Source organism: Achromobacter xylosoxidans (assembly GCF_002192695.1).
Taxonomy (GTDB): domain Bacteria; phylum Pseudomonadota; class Gammaproteobacteria; order Burkholderiales; family Burkholderiaceae_B; genus Achromobacter; species Achromobacter xylosoxidans_C.
The window spans coordinates 94,662-119,883 of record NZ_MTLG01000125.1 but is presented as its reverse complement, the minus strand read 5'-3'; the positions used below and the strand labels follow the sequence as shown (position 1 = coordinate 119,883).

Here is a 25,222-nt window from a genome sequence, read left to right as displayed (position 1 = left end):
CGCCTCTTCGGCGTATCGCGCACAACGCCCGGGCAACCGGGCGTTTTCCATTGTTGGACGCCAGTTGCTGGGGTATTGTCTACGCCAAACCGCTGCAACCAGACCTATTCCGAGGACGACATGAGCAACAGCCCCGCTTCCACCACCCGCCGCCGCGTGCTGGCCGCCGCAGGCGCGCTGGCCGGCATCAGCCTGGTCAACGGCCGCGTCGCGTTCGCGCAGCCCAAGCTGGGCCGTATCGTCTACGGCCAGGGCAGCATCGACCCGTTCTTCGCCGCGGGCTATGTCGCGCTGAAGAAGGGCTATTTCGGCGAGGGTGGGCTGGAAGTCGAATACCTGAATTCGCAAAGCGGTCCGCGCACCAACCAGTTGCTGGCCGCGGGCCAGATCGTGTTCGGCGCCACCGCCGCGACGGCCGCCCCCGCGCTGACGCTGGCCGGCAAGCCCGCCACGCTGGTGTTCGGCTTCGACCGCAAGCTCACCTACGCCAACGTCATCGTGCGCCGCGAAGACTTCGAAAGCGGCAAGATCAAATCGTTGAAGGACCTGGCCGGCAAGCGCGTGGGCGCCACCCAGCCGCAGTCCAGCACCTGGCTCATGGCGCTGTACCTGATGCAGAAGGCCGGCGTGGCCGACAAGGTGGACATCCGCCCGCTGGGCGACCTGGCGACCATGCTGGGCGCGCTCAAGACCGGCTCCGTGTCCGCCAGCATGGCCACCATGTCCATGATGGAACAGGCCCAGCAAGAAGGCTGGGGCGTGCCCATTTTCGACGCCACCACTGAGAGCTCGTGGAACGAATTCATGGGCGGCGACGTGCCCGGCATCGCGGCCCTGACCTTGCAGGACACCATCCAGAAGCGTCCCGAAGTGGTGCAGGCCTTCGTGACCGGCCTGGTCCGCGCGCAGGACTTCATCAGCGCCAACAGCGCCGCGGCCGTCACCGACGCGATCTACGACGATTACCTGAACGCCTTTCCGCGCGCCGCCATCGAGAAAACGCTGGGCGTCTACAAGGAAACGGTGTTCCTGAAGGACAACATCATCACCCAGGACGCCTATGACCGCATGACGGCCATCATGGGCGACGGCCGCCAGTTCTCCAACGACGAGATCAAGACCGTGCCCTACGACCGTTGCGTGAACATGAGCTTCGTGCGCCGCGCCCGGGGCCTTTGATGATCACGCTGGACAAGGTGGGCAAGGCCTACCAGACGCGCCAGGCCACCACGCACGCGGTGGGCGAGGTCAGCCTGACGATCCCGGAGGGCGAGTTCGTCTCCATCGTCGGCCCCTCGGGCTGCGGCAAGAGCACGCTGCTGAACATGATCGCGGGCTTTCTGCGCCCGACCACCGGCACCATCCGCGTGGACGGACGCGTGGTCGACGGACAGGTGCCGCCGGCGCTGGGCTACATCTTCCAGAAGGACACGCTGCTGCCCTGGTTCAGCGTGCGGAAGAACGTGGCGCTGGGCCTGAAGTTCCAGGGCGTGTCCGCCGACAAGATCGAGCGCCGCGTGGCCGAACTGCTGGAAATGGGCCACCTGAGCCAGTTCGCCGATGCCTTTCCGCACCAGCTGTCGGGCGGCATGCGGCGGCGCGTGGCGCTCTTGATGAGCCTGGCGGTCGAGCCGCGCATCCTGCTGCTGGACGAGCCCTTTGGCGCGCTGGACACCCACACCAAGACGCACCTGCACCGCGAACTGATCGAGATCTGGCGCAAGCTGGGTCAGACCATCGTCATGGTCACGCACGACCTGGACGAAGCCATCCTGCTGTCCGACCGCGTGGTGGTGTTGTCCGGCCCACCCAGCCGCGTGCTGCTGGACGAGCGCATCGAGATCCCGCATCCGCGCGACGTCTTCACGCTGCGCGAAACGCCGCAGTTCGTGACCCACGTGCAAAGCCTATGGAGCGTGCTGGGACAGCAGTTCCGCGCCGCCGCCTGAACCGATACGCGTCATGACCACGACTGATACCGCCGACTCCCTGCAGGACCAGCTACGCCTGGACCGCCGCGCCAGCATCGCGCGCCGGCTGCGCATCACGCTGTGGCAAGTGCTGATACTTGCCATCATCCTGGGTTCCTGGGAAACGCTCACGCGCATCCCCTGGTTCACCCAGAACACGCTGTTCGATCCTTTCTTCATCAGCCAGCCCTCGCGCGTGGCCGTGCGGCTGTGGGAATGGCTGCAGCCCGGCCCGCGCTCGGTCTGGCCGCATTTATGGTTGACGCTGCAGGCCACCATGGTGGGGCTGCTGGTGGGCGTGGGCAGCGGCTTCGTGGTGGGCATGACGCTCAGCCGCAGCCGCTTCCTGGCCGACGTGTTCAATCCCTTCATCGTGGCGTTCAACTCGATGCCGCGCATCGCCTTCGTGCCGCTCATCACCATGTTCTTCGGGCTGGGGCTGGCGTCCAAGGTGGTGACGTCCTGGTTCGTGGTGTTCTTCCTGGTGTTCTTCAACACCTACAAGGGCGGGCGCAGCGTGGAGCGCGAACTGGTGGACTTCTGCCGCACGCTGGGCGGCTCGCCGCGCCAGATCCTGTGGCGGGTGCGCATCCCGACCGCGGCCGCGTGGACCTTCGCGGCCTTGCCGAATGCCATCAGCTTCGCGCTGATCGGGGTGGTGCTGGCGGAGTTCGTCGGCTCCACCACGGGCATGGGCTATCTGATGATCACCGCGCTGGCGACGCTGAACGCCACCGACATGTTCGCGGCGGTAACGCTGCTGTCCATTGTCGGCATCGCGCTGGTTTATTGTGTGACCTGGCTGGAACGCCGGCTGCTGCACTGGGCGCCGGAGTTCCGGGAATAGGTAGATCCGCGCGGCCCTGATTGAGACAAAGCATTTTGGACGACTGACATGAATACGCTGCCGTATCTGCGCAACTTCGACCTGACCGGACAGGTCGCCCTGGTCACAGGTTCTGCCCGCGGGCTGGGCTTCTGCATCGCGCGGGCACTGGCCGGCTGTGGCGCGCGCGTACTGATCAACGGCCGTAACGCCGAGGCCGTCGCGGCCGCGGCGGGTGAACTGACTGCCGCAGGACTGGACGCGCATCCGCTGCCGTTCGACATCAGCGACGACGCCGCCATGGAGCGCGCGTTCCTGGACATAGACCGCGACCACCACCGCCTGGACCTCCTGGTGAACAACGTGGGAGCGCGCAACCGCAAGACCCTGCGCGACACCAGCCCCGCCGAGATCCGCGAGCTGATCGACACCGACATGGTCGCCGGCATGCTGCTGGCCAAGTTCGCCGCCGAGCGCATGGTGCGCCAGGGCAGCGGCCGCCTGATCGCGATTACCTCGGTGGTGGGCGAGTTGGCGCGCTCGGGCGATGCGGTCTATCCCGCGGCCAAGCAGGGCCTGACGGGCATGGTGCGCGCGCTGGCGGCGGAGTTCGGCGGCTACGGCATCACCAGCAACGCCATCGCGCCGGGCACCTTCGCTACCGAAACCAATGCGGAAATGGTGGCTGACCCCGCGGTCGGTCCGCGGATCGCCGAGCGCAATCCCATGGGGCGTTGGGGTGAGCCGGAGGAAATCGCAGGCGCCGCCGTGTTCCTGGCGTCGCCCGCGGCGTCATACGTGAACGGGCACGTGCTGGTGGTGGATGGGGGCTTGTCGATTCAGTTTTGAGGGTGGCAGGGCGAAGCGCGAGAAAGCCGGAGCGCGCATACCACCGGTGCCCGTGAGCCCAAGCGGCTGCCGCCCCGCGCGCCCGACAGCGACGCTTAAGTCGTCTCGTCCTGATACCAGACGCCTTCGGCCAGCATCATCTTCTGATGCCCATGCCCGGCTGGCATCATCGGGAAGCAGTTCTCCTGCGCCGTCACGGCCACGTCCAAAAAGTAGGGGCCGTCATGCGCCAGGCACTCGGCCAGCGCCGCATCCAGCTGTGCCGGATCGTCCACCCGGGCCGCGCCCCAACCGAAGGCGCGCGCCAGCGCCACGAAATCGGGCAGCGAGGCGTTGTAGCTGTGGCTATAGCGTCCGCCATGGATCAGCTCCTGCCATTGCCGCACCATACCCATATAGCCGTTGTTGCACAGCACGACCTTGACGGGGGTCTGGTGCTGCATGGCGGTGGACAGTTCCTGGATGTTCATCAGCACCGAGGCGTCGCCGCTGACGCAGACCACGGTCTTGTCCGGGTGGGCGACCTGCGCGCCGATCGCGGCGGGCACGCCGTAGCCCATCGTGCCGGCGCCGCCGGAGGTCAGCCAGCGGTTGGGCTTGTCGAAGCGCAGGTATTGCGCGGCCCACATCTGGTGCTGGCCCACGTCGGTGGACACGATGGCGTCGCGGTCCGCCAGCGCGGCGTTCAGGCGCGACATCAGGTGCTGCGGCAGGATCGCGTCGGCGGCCGGCGTGTAGCCCAGGCAGTCCTGGGCGCGCCAGGCGGCGATGCGCTTGTACCAGGGCGCCAGCCGCGCCGCGTCCATCGGTTCGTCGCCGAGTTCGGCGCGCAGCGCGCGCACCAGCGGCAGGCAATCGCCCACCAGCGCCACGTCCACGCGCACCACCTTGTTGATGGAGGCGGGGTCGATGTCGATATGGATCTTGCGCGCGTGCGGGCAGAACTCCGACAGCTTGCCGGTGATGCGGTCGTCGAAACGGGCGCCTATGCAGACCACCAGGTCGGCGTTGTGCATGGCCAGGTTGGCCTCGACCGTGCCGTGCATGCCCAGCATGCCGACGAACTGCGGGTCGGACGCGGGGAACGCGCCCAGGCCCATCAGGGTCAGGGTGCAGGGCGCGCCGGTGTGGCGCACCAGATCGGTGTAGGCCTCGCAAGCCTCGGGGCCGGCGTTCACCAGCCCGCCGCCGCCGTAGAAGATGGGCCGCTTGGCCTGGGCGATCAGCGCGGCGGCGCGGCGCACGGCCGACTGCGGCAGCTTGGGCGCCAGCTTGCCCGCCTGGCGGCGCGCGCGCAGCGCGGCCAGCCGCTGTTGCGAGGGCTCGGCATCGTCATCCGCATCGCGCGGCACGGCCAGTTGCACGTCCTTGGGGAAATCCAGCAACACCGGGCCGGGCCGGCCCTGGCGGGTCAGTTCGAAGGCGCGGGCCGTCACCGCGGCCACGTCGTCCACCGAACGGACCTGCGTATTCCATTTGGTCACGGAGCGCGAGATGCCGATGGCGTCGCATTCCTGGAAGGCGTCCGTGCCGATGGCGGCCGTGGCGACCTGGCCGCTGATACAAAGCACTGGGATCGAATCGCACATGGCATCGAGCAGGCCGGACGTGGTGTTGGCCATGCCGGGACCGGAAGTGACGAAGACCACGCCCGTGCGGCCGGTGCTGCGGGCATAGCCTTCGGCGGCATGCACGGCGGCCTGCTCGTGGCGCACCAGCACGTGGCGCAGGCGCGGCTCGGCGTACAGCGCGTCGTAAAGCGGCAGCACCGCGCCGCCGGGGTATCCGAAAATGGTATCCACGCCGCACGCAATCAGCGTGTCGAGCAGAATTTTCGCCCCGTTATGAGCGGGGCGTTCAGTGGCGGCAAGCGCGGCGGCGGCGGTGGGGTGCAGGCGATCGTTCATGCTATCCATCTTATTCGTAGATCGGAAGAATATTTATCTTCTTTTCCACGAATAACGACTGGACGGAGTAAATTTATCTTTGATTTGAAGGAATCAAAGAAAATGAACCTGGACAAGTTTGATCTCGCCATTTTGAAGGTGCTGCAGGACAACGCACGCGCCAGCCTGAACGACATCGGCGCGGCGGTGGGCCTGTCGTCCACGCCGTGCTGGAACCGCATCAAGCGCATGGAAAGCGCCGGGGTGATCCGCGGCTATACCGTGGACATCGACCCAGCCAGCCTGGGCTTCATGGACACGGTGATCGTCCACGTCACGCTGGAAAGTCACAGCGAGGAGACGCTGTACGAGTTCGGCCGGGCGCTGGCGCAGATTCCCGAGGTCCTGGAAGCCTTCCTGGTCTCGGGCGACTACGACTATTACATCCGCATCGCCGTGCGCGACACCCGCGACTACGAGCGGCTGCTGCGTGAGCAGCTCTACCGCATCCCGGGCATCCGGCACAGCAAATCCTGCTTCGTGCTGCGCCGGCTTAAGGAAACCAAGCTGCCGTTGACCGGTTTGGCGGAATAGGCGCGTCTTCAGCGCAGCACGAAGTCCACCGGCTCGGCGGGCTCGGGCAGCGGCCGCACGCCCAGGCCCTCCAGCAGGTCGATCTCGATCACGCGGGCCAGCGCAGACAACGGCAGGTCGTTCTCATCCGAGCCGAACGGGTCTTCCAGTTCGTCGCCCACCGCGTCCAGGCCGAAGAAGGTATAGGCCACGATAGTCACGGCCGCCGGCATCATGTATTCCAGCGTGCCCACCAGGCCGAAAGGCAACAGCAGGCAAAAGAGCCAGGCCGTGCGATGCAGCAGCAGCGAATAGGCGAAGGGCGAGGGCGTGAACTTGATCCGCTCGCAGGCCGCCTGGATGGCGGCGCAGGCGGCCACGCGCTGGGTCAGCGCCTGGTACAGGATGTCGCTCAGCTCGCCGCGCCGCAGGCAGGCCGCCAGATCGCGGTTGATGGCCATGAGCAGGGCGTCGGGCACGTTGCGGCAGCCGTTGAGGGTCTCGGCCTCGTCCTGCTGCACCCAGGGGCGCGCAGCAGAAACCATGTCTTCCTGGCGCAGCCGCGCCGCCAGCGCGTAGCCGAAGCCGATGCAACGGCGCACGATGCGTTCCTGCACGGGGTTGGCGGTGCTGGCCGCCAGCAGCACCGCGCTTTCGCGCGCCAGGCTACGCGCCTGCACGATCAGCTCGCCCCATTGCTTGCGCGCTTCCCACCAACGGTCGTAGCAGACGTTGTTGCGAAAGCCCATGAACACGGACAGGGCCAGGCCGAACAGCGAAAACGGCACCGCCGACAGGTGGGCGGGCGAGAACCACTCCTGGTGGTACATCCACACCACCAGGCAGGACAGCGCCGTGATGACCAGGATGCGGCTGAGGATCCGGGGAATGATGGAGCCGCGCAAGACAAAGAACAAAGCCAGCGCGGAAGGACGCGGACGGACAATCATGGTGCTAACCAGGAAGAACAAGGCGGCGCACACTATACGCCCATCAAGCTGTCAAATACGCGCCGATATAATTCTGTTTCGTCTCACCGCCACTTCCACCGAGCAATGACCAACGAAGACACTCCGATCAAGCCCTGGTATGCCGTCCGCCGCTCCAAGCTGCACGGCAACGGCGTCTTCGCCGCGCGCAAGATTCCCGCAGGCACGCGCATCGTCGAGTACGGCGGCGAGCGCATCAGCGCCAAGGAAGCCGACCGCCGCCATCCGACCAATCCGGACGATCCCTTCCACACTTTCTTCTTCGCGCTCAGCTCCGGCCGCGTGATCGACGGCGGCGACAACGGCAACGACGCCCGCTGGATCAACCATTCCTGCGAACCGAACTGCGAGGCGCAGGAAGGCAAGCACGGCAAGCGCGTCTACATCGTCGCGCTGCAGGACATCCCGCGCGGCACCGAGCTGTCGTACGACTACGGTCTGGTGCTGGACGGCCGCATCACCAAGAAACTGAAGGAAGGCTACCGCTGCCTCTGCGGCACGCCGCCGTGCCGCGGCACGATGCTGGCGCTGCCGGCCAAAAAGAAGAAGAAGGAAGCGGCCGACCAGCCCGAAACTGTCGAAGCGGCCTCCTGATCCTGGCGGGGTCGGACCCCGCCGCGTCCCTAAGACCCCGGTCGCAGCGGGCGTATTCCGGCCCCAGCCCCCGACAGGCGTACAATCCCCCAGGTCGTTAACACGACATGCAGTACGTCTTCAGGGCGGGGTGCAATTCCCCACCGGCGGTATGCCATGCAATGTGGCGAGCCCGCGAGCGCCCGGCGTCCTTCACGGATACCGGGGTCAGCAGATCTGGTGAGATGCCAGGGCCGACGGTCATAGTCCGGATGAGAGAAGATGTGCCGGCACAACGGTAGCACCGGGCGCACCCGCGCCTGGACTGCTGTATTGCGTTCGGCTGTCGAGTAGCCCTGAAACGTTTTTCGCCCCTTTTAACTTGCGAGAGCGTTTCAAATGTCCAACGTTACCCTTACCCCGCAGTCCCCCATCCCCAGCCTGGCTTCGCAGCCTTTCGCCGCCCGCTTGCAGCGCGCCCTGCATCATCTGCGCCTGGGCCGTCCCGTCATCCTCATGGACGACTTCGACCGCGAGAACGAGGCGGACCTGATCGTGGCCGCCGACAAGCTGACGGTACCTGTCATGGCCCAACTGATCCGCGACGGCAGCGGCATCGTCTGCCTGTGCCTGCCCGGCGAAACCCTGGACCGGCTGGAACTGCCGCCGATGGTCCAGCGCAACCAGAGCCGCTTTGCCACGGCTTTCACGGTTTCCATCGAAGCGCGCGAAGGCGTCAGCACCGGCGTGTCGGCCGTGGACCGCGTCACCACCATCCGCGCCGCCATTTCGCCGTCGGCGCAGAGCGAGGACATCGTCAGCCCGGGCCACGTGTTCCCGCTGCGCGCCCAGCCGGGCGGCGTGCTGACCCGCCGCGGCCACACCGAAGGCTCGGTGGACCTGGCGGTGCTGGCCGGCCTGCGCCCGGCCGGCGTGCTGTGCGAACTGATGAATGCCGACGGCACCATGATGCGCGGCGCCGCCCTGGAACGCTACGCCGCCCAGCACGGGCTGGTGGCGCTGACCATCGCGGAACTGGCCGACCATCTGCAACAGCTGAAGGACGGCCAGGCCGAGGCGATCGACGACGAAGTGCTGGAGATGGCCGCGACGGTCTGATCCTTGCGCAGGCGGCGCCGGATCCGGCGCCGCCATTTTTTTACCTCCGCGTCCTGAGCGCCATGGCGACGACCATCGCCGCCAGCGCGCATGCGCCACCCATCGCATACACCGCGCCGTAGCCTTGCTCGCCGGCCAGCCAGCCGGCTGCCGGACTGCTCAGCCCCAAGGCCACGTCCAGGAAGGCCACATACGCCCCCATGGCTGCGCCCCGGCTTGCCGCGGGCACGCGGCGCACGGCTTCGACGCCGAAGGCAGGGAATGCCAGCGAGTAGCCCGCACCCGTCAGCAGCGCGCCTGCAAATGCCCAGGCCGGTGTGGTTCCGGTCCAGATCAGCCATTGCCCTGCGGCTTCAATCAGCACGCACACGAGCGCCACACGCGCGCCGCCCAGCTTGTCCGGCAGGCCGGCAAAGAACACGCGGGCCAGGATGAAGCCCACGCCGAACGCGGTGAACATCCACGCGGCGCCGTCCCAGCCGCGTTGCGAAAACAGCAAGCTCACGAACGCGGTGATCACGCCGAAGCCGACGCTGGCCAGCGCCAGGCCCGCGCCGGGCAGCAGCACCAGGCCCAGCACCTTGTAGAAAGGCGTACGCACGCCGCCCGCCGCGCGCACCCCGCGCAAAGGCAACACCAACGCCAGGGCCGCCAGCGGAATCAGCGCCGTGGCCCAGGCAATGCCCGCAAAGCCTGTGACGCCGTAGAGCCGCATGCCGGCGGGCGCGCCCAGCGCATAGGCGGCGTAGATCGCCACGCCGACCCAGGCCATCACGCGGCCCGCATTCTGCGGCCCCACGCGGCCCACGCCCCAGCTCAGTGCACCGGTGACGATGAGGCTTTCGGCGCAGCCCATCAACGCGCGTCCGGCCAAGAGCGCGCCCAGCGCCGCCTGCGGCCGCGCCGACAGGTCGTCGGCCAACAGATAGAACAGTCCCGCAATGGAGCCCAGCACGAAGCCGCCCACCACCGCGCGCTTGGCGCCGCGACGATCAGCCAGCGAACCCGCATAGGCGCGCGACAGCAAGGCGGCGGCGAACTGCAGGCCCGCCACCACGCCGACGACCAGCGCCCCCAGCGCCAGCGTGCCATCCACATACAGAGGCAGCACCGGCATGGGCAGGCCGATCATGAAGAACCCGACGAACACCGCCAGCGCCAGCGGCAGCACTTGCGCGAAGACGGAGCGCACGGGCCCCTGGGCCGCGGGCATGGCCCCGGCCGTCGATGAATGCGACATTGAATTTCCTTAAGTGAGAGATGCGCAAACCGGAACCAGTTTGAAAACCGCCGATGGCATAATCGCCGTGTGCGGGCGATGAACCGGATTGCCTGCTGGAAATTTTATGAGCCGTTGCTCATATTCGATACTCGCCTTTCACAGTACCCATGACCGCCATCCCACAGCCCCGGAAATCGCCGCGCCAGCTCAGATCCCAGCACACCGTAGAGACGATTCTGCAAGCCACGGCTCGCGTTCTAGCCACCCACGGCTATGCGGGCACCAACACCAATCTGATCGCGGAGACGGCCGGCGTCAGCGTCGGTTCGCTATACCAGTACTTCCCGAACAAGAACGCCTTGATCGCGGCGCTGCACAACCGCCACGACAACCAGATGCTGGACGTGATCGACGGGGTCCTGGACAGCAATCCCGCGGCCACGCTGCGCGAGCGCGTCGCGGCCATTGTCGAAGCAATGCTGCATGCCCACATGCTGGAGCCCGCCCTACATCGCGTGTTGGAAAGGGAGTTCCCCCTGTTCGACCAGCCGCATGAGCACAGCCGCGCGGACCAGGATATCCACCGGCGCATGCGCCATCTGCTGGAACTGCATCGCGCCGAAATCGCGCAACAGGACCGCGACCTGGCGACCTATGTGGTGTTGCGCATCATGGAGTCGCTGGTGCACGCTGCGGCGCTGGAGCCGCCGGCGGGGTTCTCGACGCAGCAGCTGGAACAGGCGGTGGTCGACGCGGTGATGGGATACTTGGGCGCGCCGGCGACAGCCGCCCGCCCGGCGCCACGGAAGACCGCAAGGACCGTGCGCCGCTAACCGCGCATTTCGGGCCAGCGGCGATTGGCCCAGGCTGCTGGTGACATACCCCCGATGCCGGACAACTAGCGGCCCGGATCCCGGGCCATCTCGGCCAAACAGTCGGCGGCGCTGCCGGTAACGATGCGGGCGCTGCACGCCAGCATCAGGTTCAGATTCAGGCCAAAGTCTTCCACGGTGTAGCCCTCCGCATCGACCATGCGCGACATGCCGTCATCGGCCGCGGCGCCCACCGCCACCTGATCGATCAGCGAACCCGCCTGGCCGGTGTAGCCCCATACGGTCTTGCCGCAAGCGATGGCATAGCCGACTTCGAAAGCCGTGCCGGAATCGGGCTCGGCGCCGCGAAACGGGTTCAGGTTCGCCATCACCATGTCGGCGCGCCGGATCAGCGCGACGTTCTCGCGGTAGATCCATTGCGCCAGCGCCTGGCCCGCCAGGTCCTGCGGCGCCTCGTTGTCCAGCGGGAACAAGCCTTCGAACCCATACGTGGCGCACAGCGCCTTCAAGCGTTTGCCATGCGCCGCCGCATCGGGCAGGAACACGTCGAAACCCGCCAGATATACGCTGCGCATGATGACTACTCCGGATCGGAAACGTTGAAGGCTTCGCCGGTGGCGAAGAAAGAGCCGCCGGCCACGTAATGCACCGAGCGGCGCTCATCGTCGGGGAAATGCCAGCGGTTGCCGGAAAACGCTTCCGGCTCGGCCCATGCGGCCACGACCTCGCCAATGAAGAGGTCATAGGCCTGCTGGTTGTGCGGCTCGGGTACGACGCGGCATTCCAGCCAGCCCAGGCAACCGCTGATGAGCGGCGCGCCGATCTTGCTGGCGGGAAAGGTCGTCAGGCCGCTGGCCTGGAACTTGTCTTCGTCGCGCCCGGAATCGGTACCCACCCGCAGCGTGGCGCGGGCTTGCGCGCGCGACGGGATGCACAGCGCGAACTCGCCCGACGCTTCGATCAGGCCGCGCGTGTAGGTGTTCTTGTCCACCACCACCAGCATCTTGGGCGGGCTGAAATCCAGAGGCATGGCCCAGGCAGCCGCCATGACGTTGCGCGCATCCCCGTGGGCGCTGGTCACCAGCACCGTGGGGCCGTGATTCAGCAGCAGATAGGCGCGGGACAGGTCTACGGGTTCGATGGGGGACATGCGGCGCTTCCTAGAACATGCCGTTCTTGTTGGCGGGGTTCTCGGGGATTTCCTGGCTCACGTCCCAGTGTTCCACGATCTTGCCGTCTTCCACGCGGAAGATGTCCATCACGGCCTGGCCGCGGTCTTCCGGCGAATCGCGCCACAGGTTGTGGATAAGCACCAGATCGCCCTCGGCGATGACGCGCTTGATTTCGACGATGGACTGCGGATGCTGCTCGAAATAGGCGGGAAAGAAGTCCACCAGGGGACCGACGCCGTCCTGCATATAGGGGTTGTGCTGGGTGTAGTTCGGGCTGACGTACAGGCGCACCGCCTCGTCGATGTCGCGGTCCTGGAACATCATGCGAAAGAAAGCCACCACGATGTCCTTGTTGGACTGGGAGGCGGCGGCGGCCGGCGCAGCCGCCATACAGGACGCCGCGACCAGCAGGCAGAGGGCCAACGATTTCAACTTCATACGCATACAGGGCAAACTCAGGTGTCGGAACGCCGGCTGGCGGTGCGCCAGTTTACAAACAAAAACATGGATTCCGGCCCCGGGGTCCAATGAAAAAGGGCCTCTCGCCGAGGCCCTTCCCGATCTGCCTGCGGGCGGGATCAATAGCCGACGGTATAGCGGCGGCGCGAATGCTTGGGCGTCTCGAGTTCGTCGACCAGCGCAATCGCATAGTCTTCCATCGAAATCCAGCTCTTGCCTTCGTCATCGGCCAGCAGGGTGTCGTCGCCCAGGCGGAACTTGCCGGTGCGTTCGCCCGGCTCGAACAGGGCGGAGGGCGACAGGAAGGTCCAGTTCAGCACCTTTTCATGGCGCAGGGTGTCCAGGAACACTACGCCGGCGCGGGCCTCCGGCTTGTAGGCGTCGGGGAATTCGGGGGTGTCGATCAGCATCTTGCCGGGCGCGACCAGCAGGCTGCCCGCGCCGCCGACCACCAGCAGGCGCGGCACGCCCGCGTCCTTCACGGCGCTCAAGAGCGGCTTGGCGTCCGACGACACGAAGCGCGATGCGCTGATCACGGCGTCGTGGCCGGTCAGCAACGCGGTCAGCGCTTCCGGATCGGTGGCGTCGCCCTGCTTGATGGTCAGGCCGAGCTGCGGATTCACATCGGACAGATTGCGGGCGATGCCCGTGACCTGGTGGCCACGCTTGAGCAATTCGTCAGCCACGCGCGAACCCACGCGGCCGGTAATTCCGATCAATGCAACTTTCATGGTCTTGCTCCTTGGGTAGGGGGAGCCAGGGCCGCCGCAACTTGCGGCGCTACGTGCTTAGGCTCAGGCAAAGCCATACTATTCGTACAAATCCGATCGAAAAACCCGTTAAATCGGACTAGTTTTTTGCAATTTATGCACCAATAGCCGGTAAATCCGGACGGATTGGACGGAAGGGACAGCCTGCCGGGCGCTTTCGCAGCCGCCAGGCCAGTGTGCTCCCGACGGCCCCGCTTGAACAGGGGGCCGCCGCGGCGGCAGGTGTTCAGGCCGCGGCGCGCTGCGCCTGGTAGACCTGCAGATGCGCGTAAGCCGTGCGCAGATAGGTCGCGTCCACGCCCAGGGTGCGGGCGCGCCGCACCATGTCGCCGACGATGTGATCGGCCTCGACCGGCAGGCCCTGGCTCAGGTCGCGGAACATCGACGCGGTCACGGGTTGGGTACGGTCGGTAATCAGCTTGCGCGCGGAGGCGTCGGCTTCCGGCCGCACGGCGTGGCCCGAGGCGGCGGCAACGGCTTGCGATTCCTGCAGCAGCCCGCTCATGATGTCGATGCCGTCGTCGGTAGAAGCAATCTGCCCGACCGAGCCGCGCATCAGGCAGGTAGCCGCGGCCAGCGTGGTCAGGAACACGTATTTTTCCCAGATGTCCTGGTAGATGTCGGTGCTCAGGCGGCTGACGTATTCGCCGCCGGCCAGGGCCTGTTCCAGCGCCACGCAGCGCTCGCTGCGAGCGGGGCCCGCGCGCTCGCCGAAAACGATGTTGGCGTACTTGCCCAGATGCACCACTTCACCCTCGGGGCCCAGGGTGGCGTTGATCTGGCACAGTCCGCCCAGCACCCGGTGCGGCTCGAACTCGCGGTCCAGCACGTCGTACTGCAGCACGCCGTTCATGATGGGCAGCACGGCGGTATCGGGTCCGACCGCGGGGCGGATGGCCTCGATGGCGCTGGCCAGGTCATAGGCCTTGCAGCTCAGCACCACCACGTCGTAGCTGCCTTGCAGCGTCTGCTGCGTGACCAGCTGCGGCTGCAGCGTGGCATCGCCCAGCGGGCTCTTGATGCGCAGGCCCTGTTCGCGGATCCGCGCGGCGCGCGGTTCGCGCACCAGGAAGGTCACGTCCGCGCCCGCCTGGGCCGCCCGTCCGCCGAAGTATCCGCCGGTGCCGCCGGCGCCCAAGAACAACATCCGCATGCCTGTCTCTCCTTGTAGGCCGCCCGCCGTCTGCGCGGGCTCATGGCGGAATTATGCGCCTTGCGGGGGAAGCGGGTGTTCGTGCTCCTGCCAAGCCTGGTAACCGCCGCGCAGGGCCCAGGTCTTGGGATAACCGGCGGCGCGCAACCGCGACGCCAGCAGCGCGGCCGACACTTCGTTGGGGCAGGCGCAGTACACGACGATGTCGGATTCCAGCGCCTGGGCATCGAGCCGGGGCAAGGGCGCCTTCAGGTCCACGGCGATGGCGCCAGGGATGCGCTGCTCTTCGCGCAGCGCTTCGGGACGCACGTCGAACACCAGCGCGTTGCGGCCGTCCTGCCGCCACTGCATCAATTCATCCACCGACAGGCGCGGAATCACGCGCAGGCTACGCAACAGGATCCGGCGCCGCAGGAAACGCGCCAGGATGTACAGCGCCAGCACCGCCGCCAGCACGCCCAGGCCCATCGCGCCATAGGTGCCCAGAATCTCCAGCACGTCGTTGACCACGTTGTGGAACAGGCCGCCCAGCAGCAGGGCCGAGCCCGACCAGATCAGGGAGCCCACCAGGTCGTAGCCCAGAAAGCGGCGGTAGGGCGTGCCCGTCAGGCCCGCCATCACGGTGGACAGCGCCCCCGCGCCGGGCAGGAACTTGCACACCAGCAGGGCGCGCACACCGATGCGCAGGTACAGACGCTGCGTCTGGCGGATGCAGGAATCCTGCGATAGTGACATCTTGCAGATCACGCCCAGAAGACGCGAGCCGTAGCGCTGCCCAGCCACATACCAGAGACTGTCGGCCAGCAGGCAAGCAGCCGTGGCGGCCATCCAGGGCACGAGCCACCCGCCCGCGCCGGCCAGCGCGCCGGCGGCGATCAGCATGGGATAGGCGGGCACCGGCAAGCCGGCCTGCTCGACCAGCACGTTGGCGAACACCAGCCACCCGCCGTACTGTTCCAGCAGCAGTTGTATATCTTGCATGGGGTCTTCCAGCTTGCCGCGCCACGCGCGCGGCTCATACCTGCGATTTTAGGCGCGCGGGCCCTGGATCGGGGTGTTGGCAGCCGCAACGGCCCGTTCCATGCGGCCGGTCTGTCCACCCCTTGGCAGACACGCACCGCTCTGGTGCCACCAATCCCCGCCAGGGTGCCTATAATCCTGCCCGGCCATCAGGTTTCCCCGACTTGTCGCGGGAATGCCCCATGGCATACAACTTGCTTCGCCAGGGCTGGCAGCGAACCCGACCATTCGGATGGGGCGCGTCGCCTGGCGCTCCCCATCCGATGACCGATCCCACGCCCTCGTTTCCGTACGCTAGTCCCGGCACGCCTGCCGGCGGCGGCCATATGGAACGGGGCCGCGGCCGCGCGCGCGCCAGCCGCGCGCGGGCCAGCGCCCATCGCCTCCAATACCCATCCCTTTCCCTCCCTTCGCAGGAGTCACCCGCATGAAAGCCTCTTCCACCCCGTCCGTCGCCGGCATCGCCCGCCGCGGCCTGCTCAAGCTGGCCGCCGCCGCCGCCGGCGCGCTGCTGTTCTCGGGCGCCGCCCAGGCCCAGGCGCCCGCCAAGACCAAGGTCGCCGCCATCTACACGGTGCCGGTCGAACAACAATGGGTGTCGCGCATCCACAAGGCGCTGGTCGCGGCCCGCGATCGCGGCGAGATCGAATACACGTTCTCGGAAAACGTCACCAACGCCGACTACGAGCGCGTGATGCGCCAGTACGCGGAACAAGGCAACAAGCTGGTGGTGGGCGAGGCCTTCGCGGTGGAAGCCGCCGCCCGCAAGGTGGCCAAGGACTATCCGCAGACCGCTTTCCTGATGGGTTCCTCGGGCAAGCCGCAGCAGCCCAACTTCTCGGTGTTCGACAACTACATCCAGGAACCCGCCTACCTGACCGGCATGATCGCCGGCGGCATGAGCAAGACGGGCAAGATCGGCCTGGTGGGCGGCTACCCCATTCCTGAAGTGAACCGCCTGATGCACGCCTTCATCGAAGGCGCCAAGGAAGTAAATCCGCAGGCCGAGTTCACCGTGACCTTCATCGGTTCCTGGTTCGATCCCCCTAAGGCCAAGGAAGCCGCCTTCGCCATGATCGACAAGGGCGCGGACGTGCTCTACGCCGAGCGCTTCGGCGTCTCGGACGCGGCCAAGGAACGCGGCAAGCTGGCCATCGGCAACGTGATCGACACGCAGCAGCAGTATCCGGAAACCGTGGTCGCCTCGGCGCTGTGGAGCATGGAGCCCACCATCGACGAAGCCCTCAAGCAGGTGCGCGCCGGCACGTTCAAGGCCGATGACTACGGCCAGTACTCGCTGATGAAGCACAAGGGTTCCTCGCTGGCGCCGCTGGGCACCTTCGAAAGCAAGATTCCCGCCGACCTGGTCGCCAAGGTGCAAGCCAAGCAGAAGGCCATCCTGGATGGCAGCTTCAGCGTCAAGGTCAACGACAAAGAACCCAAGTCCTCGGCACGATGAACCACGCGCCTCTCGCCCTGCAGCTGACGGGGATCACCAAACGCTTTGGCAGCCTCACGGCCAACGACGACATATCGCTCACGCTGCGCCAGGGCGAAGTGTTGGCCCTGCTGGGCGAGAACGGCGCCGGCAAATCGACCCTGGTGTCGATCCTGTTCGGCCATTACGTGGCCGACGCCGGCAACATCGAAGTCTTTGGCCAACCCTTGCCCGCCGGCCGGCCCGACGCCGCGCTGGCGGCAGGGGTCGGCATGGTGCATCAGCACTTCACGCTGGCCGACAACCTGACCGTGCTGGACAACATCATGGTCGGCACGGAATCGCTGTGGAAGCTGGCCTCCGGCCGCGGCAAGGCGCGCCAGCGCCTGGTGGAACTCGGCCAGCGCTTCGGCCTGGGCGTGGATCCGGACGCGCGCGTCGGCACGCTGTCGGTCGGCGAGAAACAGCGGGTCGAAATCCTGAAGGCGCTGTACCGCGGCGCGCGCGTCCTGATCCTGGACGAGCCCACCGCCGTGCTCACGCCGCAGGAAGTGCAGGACCTGTTCGCGACCCTGCGCGGCTTCGTCGACGAAGGCCTGGCGGTGATCTTCATCTCGCACAAGCTGGATGAAGTCATGGCGGTGTCGGGCCGCGTGGCGGTGCTGCGCCAGGGCAAGCTGGTGGCCGAGCGCGAAACCGCCAGCACCAGCCCGGCCGAACTGGCCGAGCTGATGGTGGGCCGCAAGGTCGTCATGCCGCACGCCGAAGCCGTGGCCGCGGCCGAGCAGGCCGCGCCCGTGGTGACCTTGTCGCAAGTGACCGTGCGCGACGACCGCGACGGCGCGACGCGCCTGGACAGCCTGGACCTGGTTGTCCACAAGCACGAGATCGTGGCGATTGCGGGCGTGGCCGGCAACGGCCAGCAGGCGCTGGTGTCGGTGCTGACCGGCCTGCGCCAACCCACCGACGGCACCATCCGCCTGGGTCCCGAGCATGCGGCGGCGCCCACGACGCCCGCCGGCTGGACCGCGGCCCACGTCGGCCGCATCCCTGAAGACCGTCACGGCGAAGGCGTGATCGGCGACAGCCCCTTGTGGGAAAACGCCATCGTCGAAGACCTGAAGGACCCGCGCTTCGCGCGTTGGGGCCTGATCCGGGCGCGCGCGGGCAAAGCCTATGCCCAGGCCCTGGCCAAGCAGTTCGACGTGCGCGCCGCGTCGCTGGACGTGCGTACCCGCAGCCTGTCCGGCGGCAATATGCAGAAGCTGATCCTGGGCCGCACGCTGGCGCGCGAACCGCGCTTCATCGTGGCCGACCAGCCCACCTGGGGCCTGGACATCGGCGCGGTCGCCTACGTGCGCGAGCAGCTCCTGGCGGCGCGCACGCGCGGCGCGGGCGTGCTGCTGGTGTCCGAGGACCTGGAAGAGATCTTCGCGCTGGCCGACCGTATCGCCGTGCTGTGCGGCGGCAAGCTGATCGCCGTGAAGCCGGTATCCGAATGGACGCCTGCCACGGTGGGCCTGGCCATGACGGGCACGCAGGGATGAATACCCGCTCCCTTCCGCGCGACTCCACCTCTTACCGAGCATTACTCGCATGAAACTGATCCTGGAACGCCGCCCGGAGCCCAGCCGCCTGGCGCTGGCCCTGGCGCCCTTCGCGGCCATCGCCTTCACGCTGGCGGTCTGCACCCTGCTGGTGGCCTGGGCCGGCGCCCCCGTGGGCCGCACCTATGCCTTGCTGTTCGAAGGCGCGTTCGGCTCGCGCTTCGCGCTGTCCGAAACGCTGACCCGCGCCACTCCGCTGATGCTGACCGGCCTGGCCTGTGCAGTGGCATTCCGCGCGCGCTTCTACAACATCGGCGCCGAGGGCCAGCTATATCTGGGCGCGCTGGCCGCGGTGGCGGTGGGCGGCCTGCATGACGGCACCGGCTTCGACCTGCCCGTGCCCGCGCTGTTTGCCGGCATGATGCTGGCGGCAGCCCTGGCCGGCGCCTTGCTGCTGCTGATTCCCGCCATCCTCAAGACCCGCCTGGGCGTGGATGAAGTGGTGACCACGCTGCTGGGCAACTTTATCGTGCTGCTGTTCGTGTCGATGATGCTGGACGGTCCCATGAAGGACCCAATGGCCATGGGCTGGCCGCAGTCGGTGGCGCTCAATGGTGACCTGGAACTGGGCAAGCTGATCGAGCGCACGCGCGCCCATACCGGCCTGCTGTGGGCCGCCGGCCTGGCGCTGGGGCTGTGGCTGCTGAACCGCTACACCGTGTTCGGCTTCCAGATGCGCGCGGTCGGCGCCAACGCGCATGCCTCGCGCTTCCTGGGCCTGCCGGTGAACCGCGTGATGCTGGGCACCGCCATGCTGTCGGGCGCGCTGGCCGGCCTGGCCGGCGCGATCGAAGTGGCCGGCCGTACCGGCTACGTCACGCTCGACATGTCGCCGGGCTATGGCTACACCGGCGTGGTGGTCGCCATGCTGGCCGGCCTGCATCCGCTGGGCGTGATCCTGGCCAGCCTGTTCGTGGCCGGCATGCTGGTGGGCGCGGACAGCATGAGCCGCGCCATCGCGGTGCCGAACTACATCGCCGACGTCATCGTCGCCACTTCGTTGCTCGCCATGCTGGTCGCGACGCTATTCGCGCAGTACCGCCTGCGCCGCAACCGGGCCTGAGGAGCGCGCCATGGAATGGATGGATCTGATGAGTTCGTCGGCGTTCTGGGTGGCGGTGCTGCGCCTGGCGACGCCGCTGATACTGGGCACGCTGGGCGTGCTGCTGTGCGAACGCGCGGGCGTGCTGAACCTGGGCATCGAAGGCATCATGGCCGCCGGCGCCTTCACCGGCTGGCTGGTGGTGTACCTGGGCGCGCCGCTATACGTGGGTGTGCTGGCGGCCGCTTTTGCGGGCGCGGTGTTCGGCCTGCTGCACGCGGTGCTGACCGTGCCGCTGGGCCTGTCGCAGCATGTGTCCGGCCTGGGCGTGACGCTGCTGGCCACCAGCCTGAGCTACTTCGCCTACCGCGTCACGTTCCCCAGCGTGACCACGCCGCCCACGATCACGCCGTTTGCGGAAATGAAGTTCCTGGACGGCATTCCGCTCATCGGGCCGGTGCTGGCCGGGCAGACTCCGATGACCTTGCTGGCCTTGGCCGCGGTGCCGATACTGGCCTGGGTGCTGAACCGCACGCCGGTCGGCCTGGCGATCCGCATGGTGGGCGAGAACCCGGCCGCGGCCGAAGGCCAGGGCCTGTCGGTGACTCGCCTGCGCATGGGCGCCATCGTGGCCGGTTCCGCGCTGATGGGCGTGGCCGGCAGCTTCCTGACGCTGGCGGCGTTCAACGCCTTCTTCTTCAACATGGTCAACGGCCGCGGCTGGGTCTGCGTGGCGCTGGTCGTATTCGCGTCCTGGCGGCCCGGCAAGGCCTTGCTGGGCGCGCTGATCTTCGCCTTCTTCGACGCGTTGCAGCTGCGCATGCAGCAGGGCGGCGCGGCCTTGCCCGGCCTGCCGGAACTGCCGTACCAGGTCTATCTGATGCTGCCCTACGTCCTGTCCATCCTCGCCCTGGTGGTGATGGCGCGCCGTGCCGCCTACCCGCAAGCCCTGATGAAGCCTTACCGTAAAGGAGAAAGGTAGAGGAAGGGCCCACCCCCGAAGCGCTGCGCGCTTCCCCCTCAAGGGGGCGACGCTACGGACCGGCAAAGCCGGCTCCGTGCGCCCCGGAATGGGATGCGCCAGCTCAATGCGAAGAGCGGGGGCCGCAGTACCATGAACAACAGAAACCTTCCGCAAGGAATTCCATGCTCGACCTGATACTCAAACACTGCACGCTGCCCGATGGCCGCCAGAACATCGACATTGGCATCGCCAATGGCCGTATCGTGGCGCTGGAGCCGGCGCTGAAGGCCGAGGCGGCACAGACCGTGGATGCCGCCGGCCAACTGGTGGCGCCGCCCTTCGTCGACGCGCACTTCCACATGGACTCGACGCTGTCTTTCGGCCTGCCGCGCGTGAACCAGTCCGGCACGCTGCTGGAAGGCATTGCGTTGTGGGGCGAGCTCAAGCCGCTGCTGACGCAGGAAGCGCTGGTCGAACGCGCGTTGGCCTATTGCGACTGGGCCGTGGCGCGCGGCCTGCTGGCCATCCGCTCGCATGTGGACGTGTGCGACCCGCGTCTCTTGGCCACGGAAGCGCTGCTGCACGTGCGCGAGAAGGTCAAACCCTATCTGGACCTGCAACTGGTCGCCTTCCCGCAGGATGGCGTGTTGCGCGCCCCTGGCGCCCTGGACAACCTCAAGCGCGCGCTGGACATGGGCGTGGACGTGGTGGGCGGCATTCCGCATTTCGAGCGCACCATGCAGGACGGCGCGGAATCGGTGCGCATCCTCTGTGAACTGGCGGCCGAGCGCGGCCTGCGCGTGGACATGCACTGCGATGAAAGCGACGATCCGCTGTCGCGCCACATCGAAACACTGGCGTACCACACGCAGCGCCTGGGCCTGCAAGGCCGCGTGACGGGTTCGCACCTGACGTCCATGCACTCCATGGACAACTACTACGTCTCCAAGCTGATTCCGCTGATGCGCGAAGCCGGCGTGTCCGCCATCGCCAACCCGCTGATCAACATCACGCTGCAAGGCCGCCACGACACCTATCCCAAGCGCCGCGGCATGACGCGCGTGCCCGAACTGCTGGCCGCCGGCGTGCCCGTGGCCTTCGGCCACGATTGCGTGATGGATCCCTGGTACAGCCTGGGTTCGGGCGACATGCTGGAAGTGGCCCACATGGGCCTGCACGTGGCCCAGATGACAGGCCAGGACGCCATGCGCGCCTGTTTCGAAGCCGTCACCACCACGCCGGCCAAGATCCTGGGCCTGGACGATACCGGCCTGGCGGTCGGCAAGCGCGCCGACCTGGTGCTGCTGCAGGCGCGCGACGCGGTCGAAGCGCTGCGCCTGCGCGCCACCCGCCTGATGGTGCTGCGCGCGGGCCAGGTAGTGGCGACCACGCCGCCCGCTACCGCCACCTTGAACCTGCCAGGCCGTCCGACCCAGGTCAGCTTCCAGACGCCGGCCCGCTGAGCGCGCCGGGCGCGGCGCTCGCGCCGCCGCGCCTTACTTCAGCGGCAGGCAGATGCGCGTCTGCAATTGCGCCGGCGGCGTGGTGCGCGGATCGTTCAGGTATTGCTCGAACATCGGGAAGTCCGCCGGCACCTCGCCGCTGGCCGGCAGCCATTGCGAGAACATCCAGTTGTAGGCCTTGTCCATCTCGTTATAGGGCCCGGTGTAGGTCAGGATGGCGCAGCGGCCTTCCGGAATCTCGAAGCGCTCCAGCTCGCCGCCCAGGTCCGCATCCGGCGCCACCGACATGCCGGCCATGGAACGCAGCTGACTCGCGGGTACCTGCTCGGGGTCGTCGAAATACACGCCGTAGCCGATGGATTCCGGCTGCGCGATGCCGCGGCTGACGGCCAGCATGAAGGCGCGCGTGAACAGCGGGCCGATTTCCTGGTAGCTGCCGCGATGCGACAGGACCGCCAGCGTCGCGCCGGGAAAGGTTTCGATCTCGATGGGATACATGCCTAGCTCCTGTGGGTCGAAGGGACGGGAGCGGGCGGCCCGGTAGCGCCCCGGCGATATGCCGAAGGTCGCGCCGAATGCCCGGTTGAACGCCGCGTCCGACTCATAGCCGGCGCGCTGCGCCACTTCGCGCAAGGAAGCCTCGGGATTCCCCAGCGCCACCGCCGCGCGGTGCATGCGGATGCGCTGCACGGTGGCGTTCACCGTCTCTCCCATCATGGCGCGGTAGACGCGATGAAAGTGGTACGGCGACAGGCAGGCCAGCTCGGCCAGCCGGTACAGGTCCGGGTCGGCGTCGGGGTGGCTGGCCAGCCAGCGCAGGACGGGCTCCAGGCGCTGGCCATAGTGGTTCAGGGTTGCGGGCTTCATGCGGTCTCCTTGGAGAACAATGTAGCGGTCCGGCCTTTGCAGATTTTGCGAATTTTGGCGCGCCCGCAGCTGGGGCCCTCAGCGCCCGATCTCCCGGTTCCAACGGGCGTTGAAGGCAGGCCGGGTCTCGTTGATCTGATCCCAGTTCGGTATCTTTGCGTTCGACATATAGCCCTGGAAGCGCTGCAGCGCCTCCGCGTGGCCCGCAGGCGCCAGCACATTGCGGTTGGACGGGAAGTGCCCGCCCATCTCCAGCGCCTTGGTCTGCGCCTGCTCCGACAGCAGGTACAGCGCCAGCTTCTGCGACAGCTCCGGCTCGCTGTTACCGGCGACCACGCACTCACCCACCATCAGGATCATGGAGCCCTCGCGCGGCTGTGCGTACTCCACGTGCACGCCGCGCTTCTTCAGGCGGGTGATGGCCGTGGGCGTCCAGGGAAACAGCACCGCCTCGTCGGCCTGCACCATGTCGGCCAGGCGCGCCGAATCCGGCAGGTATTCACGCACGTTCGGGCCGACCACGGTCGGCCAATGCGCGAAGCCGGGTCCGTAGTTCCGATCGTCGCCGCCCAGGATGCGGTTGATCATCAGGAACGCGTGCAGGCCAAAGGTGCTGCTCGAAGCCGACTGGACCACGACCTGGCCCCGGTACTTCGGATCGGCAAGGTCCATCCACGACGTCGGCGGCGCCCAGCCGCGCTCGGCGAATACCTTGGTGTTGTAGCCCAGGCCGGTCATGCCGATGTCGATGCCCGCGGCCATGCGGTCCTTCTTCAGCGCCGTGGGGTATAGATCCTTCAGCACGGGATCGTCGTTGAGCTGCGCGCACAATCCCATGGAGATCGCGCGCGCCATGACGCCGTCGTCCAGGAACATGAGGTGCAGCCGCGGCTTGCCCTTGTCGGCCTGGGCGCGCGCCAGCACCTCGGTCGACATGCCCGGCACCACCACGATCCTGACGTTGTGGGCCCGCTCGAAATCCGGAAACACGTGCTGCGAAAACGCGCGCGCCATGTCGCCGCCGTTCATGCCTACGTACAGCGTGGTCTGGTGCGCCGCCGCCCCGGCCGACAACAGCGCCGCCAGCGCCGCGCCCAGCAGCCGCCTGCCTGCACCCAGACGGCGCTGCCCATCTTGTTTGTTACGCGTCATATTGGTTCCTGCATGGGCTCATGCGACCTCGCGAACCGGCGCGCCAACGAAAAAAGCCTGGCACGCTACCGTATCCAGGCTTTTTCTCATGGGCCGCCGAACCGTTCAGTTCGGGTAGGTTCCGGGCAGCAGGATGCTGCGGTCGCCGGGCTCGATCGAGCGACGGCCGCACAGCGCCATCGTCGTATCCATTTCCTTGTACAGGATCTCCAGCACGCGGGTCACGCCGGCCTGGCCATGGGCGCCCAGGCCGTAGAGGAAGGCGCGGCCTATCATGGCGCCGCGCGCGCCCAGCGCCACGGCCTTCAGGATGTCCTGGCCGGAACGCACGCCGCCGTCCATCCACACTTCGATCTTCGAACCCACGGCATCGGCGATCGAGGGCAGGGCGGCGATGGACGACATGGCGCCATCCAATTGGCGTCCGCCATGATTGCTGACGATGAGCGCGTCGGCGCCGCTGTTGGCGGCCAATTGCGCATCCTCGACGTCCAGGATGCCCTTGATGATGAGCTTGCCGCCCCAGCGCTGCTTGATCCATTCGACATCGTCCCAGCTCAGGCGCGGGTCGAACTGTTCGGCGGTCCACGACGACAGCGAGGACAGGTCGCTCACGCCCTTGGCATGGCCGACGATGTTGCCGAAGGTGCGGCGCTTGGTGCCCAGCATGCCCATGCACCAGCGCGGCTTGGTGGCCAGGTTGATGAGGTTGCGCAAGGTGGGCTTGGGCGGCGTCGACAGGCCGTTCTTGATGTCCTTGTGGCGCTGGCCCAGGATCTGCAGGTCCAGCGTCAGCACCAGCGCCGAGCAGCCGGCGGCCTTAGCGCGGTCGATCAGGTTGGCGACGAACTCGCGGTCGCGCATCACATAGAGCTGGAACCAGAACGGTTTCTTGGTGGCCGCGGCCACGTCTTCCAGCGAGCAGATGCTCATGGTCGACAGGGTGAAGGGCACGCCGAAGTCCGCCGCGGCCTTGGCCGCCAGGATTTCTCCGTCGGCGTGCTGCATGCCGGTCAGGCCGGTGGGCGAAATCGCCAGCGGCATGATCACGTCCTGGCCCACCATGGTGGTGCGCAGCGACCGGCCTTCCATGTTCACCGCCACGCGCTGGCGCAGCTTGATCTTCTGAAAATCGCTTTCGTTGGCGCGATAGGTGCCTTCGGTCCAGGCGCCGGAATCCGCGTAGTCGTAGAACATGCGCGGCACGCGCTTCTGCGCAATGGCGCGCAGATCTTCGATGCAGGTGATCGTAGAAAGGTTAGCGGTCATGGAGTG

General features: G+C 67.2%; 25 protein-coding genes and 1 riboswitch. Of the genes, 13 read left to right on the top strand and 12 right to left on the bottom strand.

The genetic code is table 11. The features are described 5' to 3' along the window. The first annotated feature begins 120 nt into the window (after positions 1–120). From BRO63_RS32280 to BRO63_RS32265, 4 genes are read left to right on the top strand one after another with little or no spacing between them, the layout of a single operon-like run. Positions 121–1,179 carry an ABC transporter substrate-binding protein gene (locus BRO63_RS32280; protein ID WP_088143606.1) on the top strand — a complete coding sequence of 353 codons (1,059 nt, stop codon included), beginning with the start codon at positions 121–123 and terminating at the stop codon, positions 1,177–1,179. Next, positions 1,179–1,949: an ABC transporter ATP-binding protein gene (locus BRO63_RS32275; protein ID WP_013390827.1), complete on the top strand. Its 771-nt coding sequence runs from the start codon at positions 1,179–1,181 to the stop codon at positions 1,947–1,949. Before BRO63_RS32280 ends, BRO63_RS32275 begins: the two co-directional genes overlap by 1 nt. Before the next feature lie 13 nt (positions 1,950–1,962). Next, positions 1,963–2,817 carry an ABC transporter permease gene (locus BRO63_RS32270; RefSeq protein WP_088143605.1) on the top strand — a complete coding sequence of 285 codons (855 nt, stop codon included), beginning with the start codon at positions 1,963–1,965 and terminating at the stop codon, positions 2,815–2,817. 48 nt (positions 2,818–2,865) lie between these two features. After that, a complete protein-coding gene (locus BRO63_RS32265) occupies positions 2,866–3,645 on the top strand; it encodes an SDR family oxidoreductase (RefSeq protein WP_088143604.1) in 780 nt (259 codons plus the stop codon). 95 nt (positions 3,646–3,740) lie between these two features. On the opposite strand, the gene ilvB is transcribed toward BRO63_RS32265, so the two are convergent. Beyond that, positions 3,741–5,561 carry a biosynthetic-type acetolactate synthase large subunit gene (ilvB, locus tag BRO63_RS32260; protein WP_088143603.1) on the bottom strand — a complete coding sequence of 607 codons (1,821 nt, stop codon included), beginning with the start codon at positions 5,559–5,561 and terminating at the stop codon, positions 3,741–3,743. 93 nt (positions 5,562–5,654) lie between these two features. Here ilvB and BRO63_RS32255 point away from each other — a divergent pair, with 93 nt between their 5' ends. Next, a complete protein-coding gene (locus BRO63_RS32255) occupies positions 5,655–6,125 on the top strand; it encodes an Lrp/AsnC family transcriptional regulator (protein WP_013390823.1) in 471 nt (156 codons plus the stop codon). 8 nt (positions 6,126–6,133) lie between these two features. Here the strand turns inward: BRO63_RS32255 and BRO63_RS32250 are convergent, their stop codons facing one another. Beyond that, positions 6,134–7,054 (bottom strand): bestrophin family protein, encoded by a 921-nt coding sequence (locus BRO63_RS32250; protein ID WP_088143843.1) that lies wholly within the window; start codon positions 7,052–7,054, stop codon positions 6,134–6,136. 105 nt (positions 7,055–7,159) lie between these two features. On the opposite strand from BRO63_RS32250, the gene BRO63_RS32245 reads away from it, so the two are divergent. Beyond that, complete coding sequence (locus BRO63_RS32245) at positions 7,160–7,687, top strand: SET domain-containing protein (RefSeq protein WP_088143602.1); 528 nt, start codon at positions 7,160–7,162, stop codon at positions 7,685–7,687. A gap of 112 nt (positions 7,688–7,799) precedes the next feature. Continuing rightward, positions 7,800–7,954: riboswitch (FMN riboswitch) on the top strand. Positions 7,955–8,065: 111 nt separating this feature from the next. Next, on the top strand, positions 8,066–8,785 hold the full coding sequence (gene ribB / locus BRO63_RS32240) for a 3,4-dihydroxy-2-butanone-4-phosphate synthase (RefSeq protein WP_088143601.1): 720 nt from the start codon (positions 8,066–8,068) through the stop codon (positions 8,783–8,785). Between the two features lie 40 nt (positions 8,786–8,825). Here ribB and BRO63_RS32235 read toward each other — a convergent pair whose 3' ends face one another. Continuing rightward, positions 8,826–10,025, bottom strand: a complete 1,200-nt coding sequence (locus tag BRO63_RS32235) for an arabinose transporter (protein WP_088143600.1) — start codon at positions 10,023–10,025, stop codon at positions 8,826–8,828. A gap of 149 nt (positions 10,026–10,174) precedes the next feature. Here BRO63_RS32235 and BRO63_RS32230 point away from each other — a divergent pair, with 149 nt between their 5' ends. Continuing rightward, entirely contained in the window at positions 10,175–10,840 is a 666-nt protein-coding gene (locus BRO63_RS32230; RefSeq protein WP_088143599.1) for a TetR/AcrR family transcriptional regulator, read from the top strand. A gap of 65 nt (positions 10,841–10,905) precedes the next feature. Here the strand turns inward: BRO63_RS32230 and BRO63_RS32225 are convergent, their stop codons facing one another. From BRO63_RS32225 to BRO63_RS32200, 6 genes are all read right to left on the bottom strand, one after another. Further along, a complete protein-coding gene (locus tag BRO63_RS32225) occupies positions 10,906–11,415 on the bottom strand; it encodes a nucleoside 2-deoxyribosyltransferase (protein WP_088143598.1) in 510 nt (169 codons plus the stop codon). A gap of 5 nt (positions 11,416–11,420) precedes the next feature. Next, positions 11,421–11,990 (bottom strand): flavin reductase family protein, encoded by a 570-nt coding sequence (locus BRO63_RS32220; RefSeq protein ID WP_088143597.1) that lies wholly within the window; start codon positions 11,988–11,990, stop codon positions 11,421–11,423. 10 nt (positions 11,991–12,000) lie between these two features. Further along, a complete protein-coding gene (locus BRO63_RS32215; RefSeq protein WP_088143596.1) occupies positions 12,001–12,456 on the bottom strand; it encodes a nuclear transport factor 2 family protein in 456 nt (151 codons plus the stop codon). 134 nt (positions 12,457–12,590) lie between these two features. Further along, positions 12,591–13,202, bottom strand: a complete 612-nt coding sequence (locus tag BRO63_RS32210) for an NAD(P)-dependent oxidoreductase (RefSeq protein WP_088143595.1) — start codon at positions 13,200–13,202, stop codon at positions 12,591–12,593. Between the two features lie 265 nt (positions 13,203–13,467). Then, positions 13,468–14,394, bottom strand: coding sequence for a 2-dehydropantoate 2-reductase (panE, locus tag BRO63_RS32205; protein ID WP_088143594.1), 927 nt, complete (start codon positions 14,392–14,394; stop codon positions 13,468–13,470). A 51-nt stretch (positions 14,395–14,445) separates the two neighbouring features. Next, the gene (locus tag BRO63_RS32200) at positions 14,446–15,375 is read right to left on the bottom strand and encodes a DedA family protein/thiosulfate sulfurtransferase GlpE (RefSeq protein ID WP_088143593.1); all 930 of its coding nucleotides are present in this window, start codon (positions 15,373–15,375) and stop codon (positions 14,446–14,448) included. Between the two features lie 466 nt (positions 15,376–15,841). Between BRO63_RS32200 and BRO63_RS32195 the strand changes: the two genes are divergently transcribed. The 5 genes from BRO63_RS32195 (at position 15,842) to BRO63_RS32175 (ending at position 21,928) form a co-directional block, all read left to right on the top strand. Then, complete coding sequence (locus tag BRO63_RS32195; protein ID WP_088143592.1) at positions 15,842–16,873, top strand: BMP family protein; 1,032 nt, start codon at positions 15,842–15,844, stop codon at positions 16,871–16,873. Next, positions 16,870–18,399: an ABC transporter ATP-binding protein gene (locus tag BRO63_RS32190; RefSeq protein ID WP_088143591.1), complete on the top strand. Its 1,530-nt coding sequence runs from the start codon at positions 16,870–16,872 to the stop codon at positions 18,397–18,399. Before BRO63_RS32195 ends, BRO63_RS32190 begins: the two co-directional genes overlap by 4 nt. A gap of 49 nt (positions 18,400–18,448) precedes the next feature. Then, positions 18,449–19,522, top strand: coding sequence for an ABC transporter permease (locus BRO63_RS32185; RefSeq protein ID WP_054455738.1), 1,074 nt, complete (start codon positions 18,449–18,451; stop codon positions 19,520–19,522). A 10-nt stretch (positions 19,523–19,532) separates the two neighbouring features. Continuing rightward, complete coding sequence (locus BRO63_RS32180) at positions 19,533–20,483, top strand: ABC transporter permease (RefSeq protein ID WP_088143590.1); 951 nt, start codon at positions 19,533–19,535, stop codon at positions 20,481–20,483. A 164-nt stretch (positions 20,484–20,647) separates the two neighbouring features. Next, the gene (locus BRO63_RS32175; RefSeq protein WP_088143589.1) at positions 20,648–21,928 is read left to right on the top strand and encodes an amidohydrolase family protein; all 1,281 of its coding nucleotides are present in this window, start codon (positions 20,648–20,650) and stop codon (positions 21,926–21,928) included. Positions 21,929–21,961: 33 nt separating this feature from the next. Here BRO63_RS32175 and BRO63_RS32170 read toward each other — a convergent pair whose 3' ends face one another. The 3 genes from BRO63_RS32170 to BRO63_RS32160 all read right to left on the bottom strand — a co-directional run bounded on the left by BRO63_RS32170 (position 21,962) and on the right by BRO63_RS32160 (position 25,216). Continuing rightward, complete coding sequence (locus BRO63_RS32170) at positions 21,962–22,795, bottom strand: AraC family transcriptional regulator (RefSeq protein WP_088143588.1); 834 nt, start codon at positions 22,793–22,795, stop codon at positions 21,962–21,964. 78 nt (positions 22,796–22,873) lie between these two features. Continuing rightward, positions 22,874–23,947, bottom strand: a complete 1,074-nt coding sequence (locus tag BRO63_RS32165) for an extracellular solute-binding protein (RefSeq protein ID WP_088143587.1) — start codon at positions 23,945–23,947, stop codon at positions 22,874–22,876. 105 nt (positions 23,948–24,052) lie between these two features. Continuing rightward, positions 24,053–25,216, bottom strand: coding sequence for an alpha-hydroxy acid oxidase (locus BRO63_RS32160; protein WP_088143586.1), 1,164 nt, complete (start codon positions 25,214–25,216; stop codon positions 24,053–24,055). Positions 25,217–25,222 lie beyond the last annotated feature (6 nt).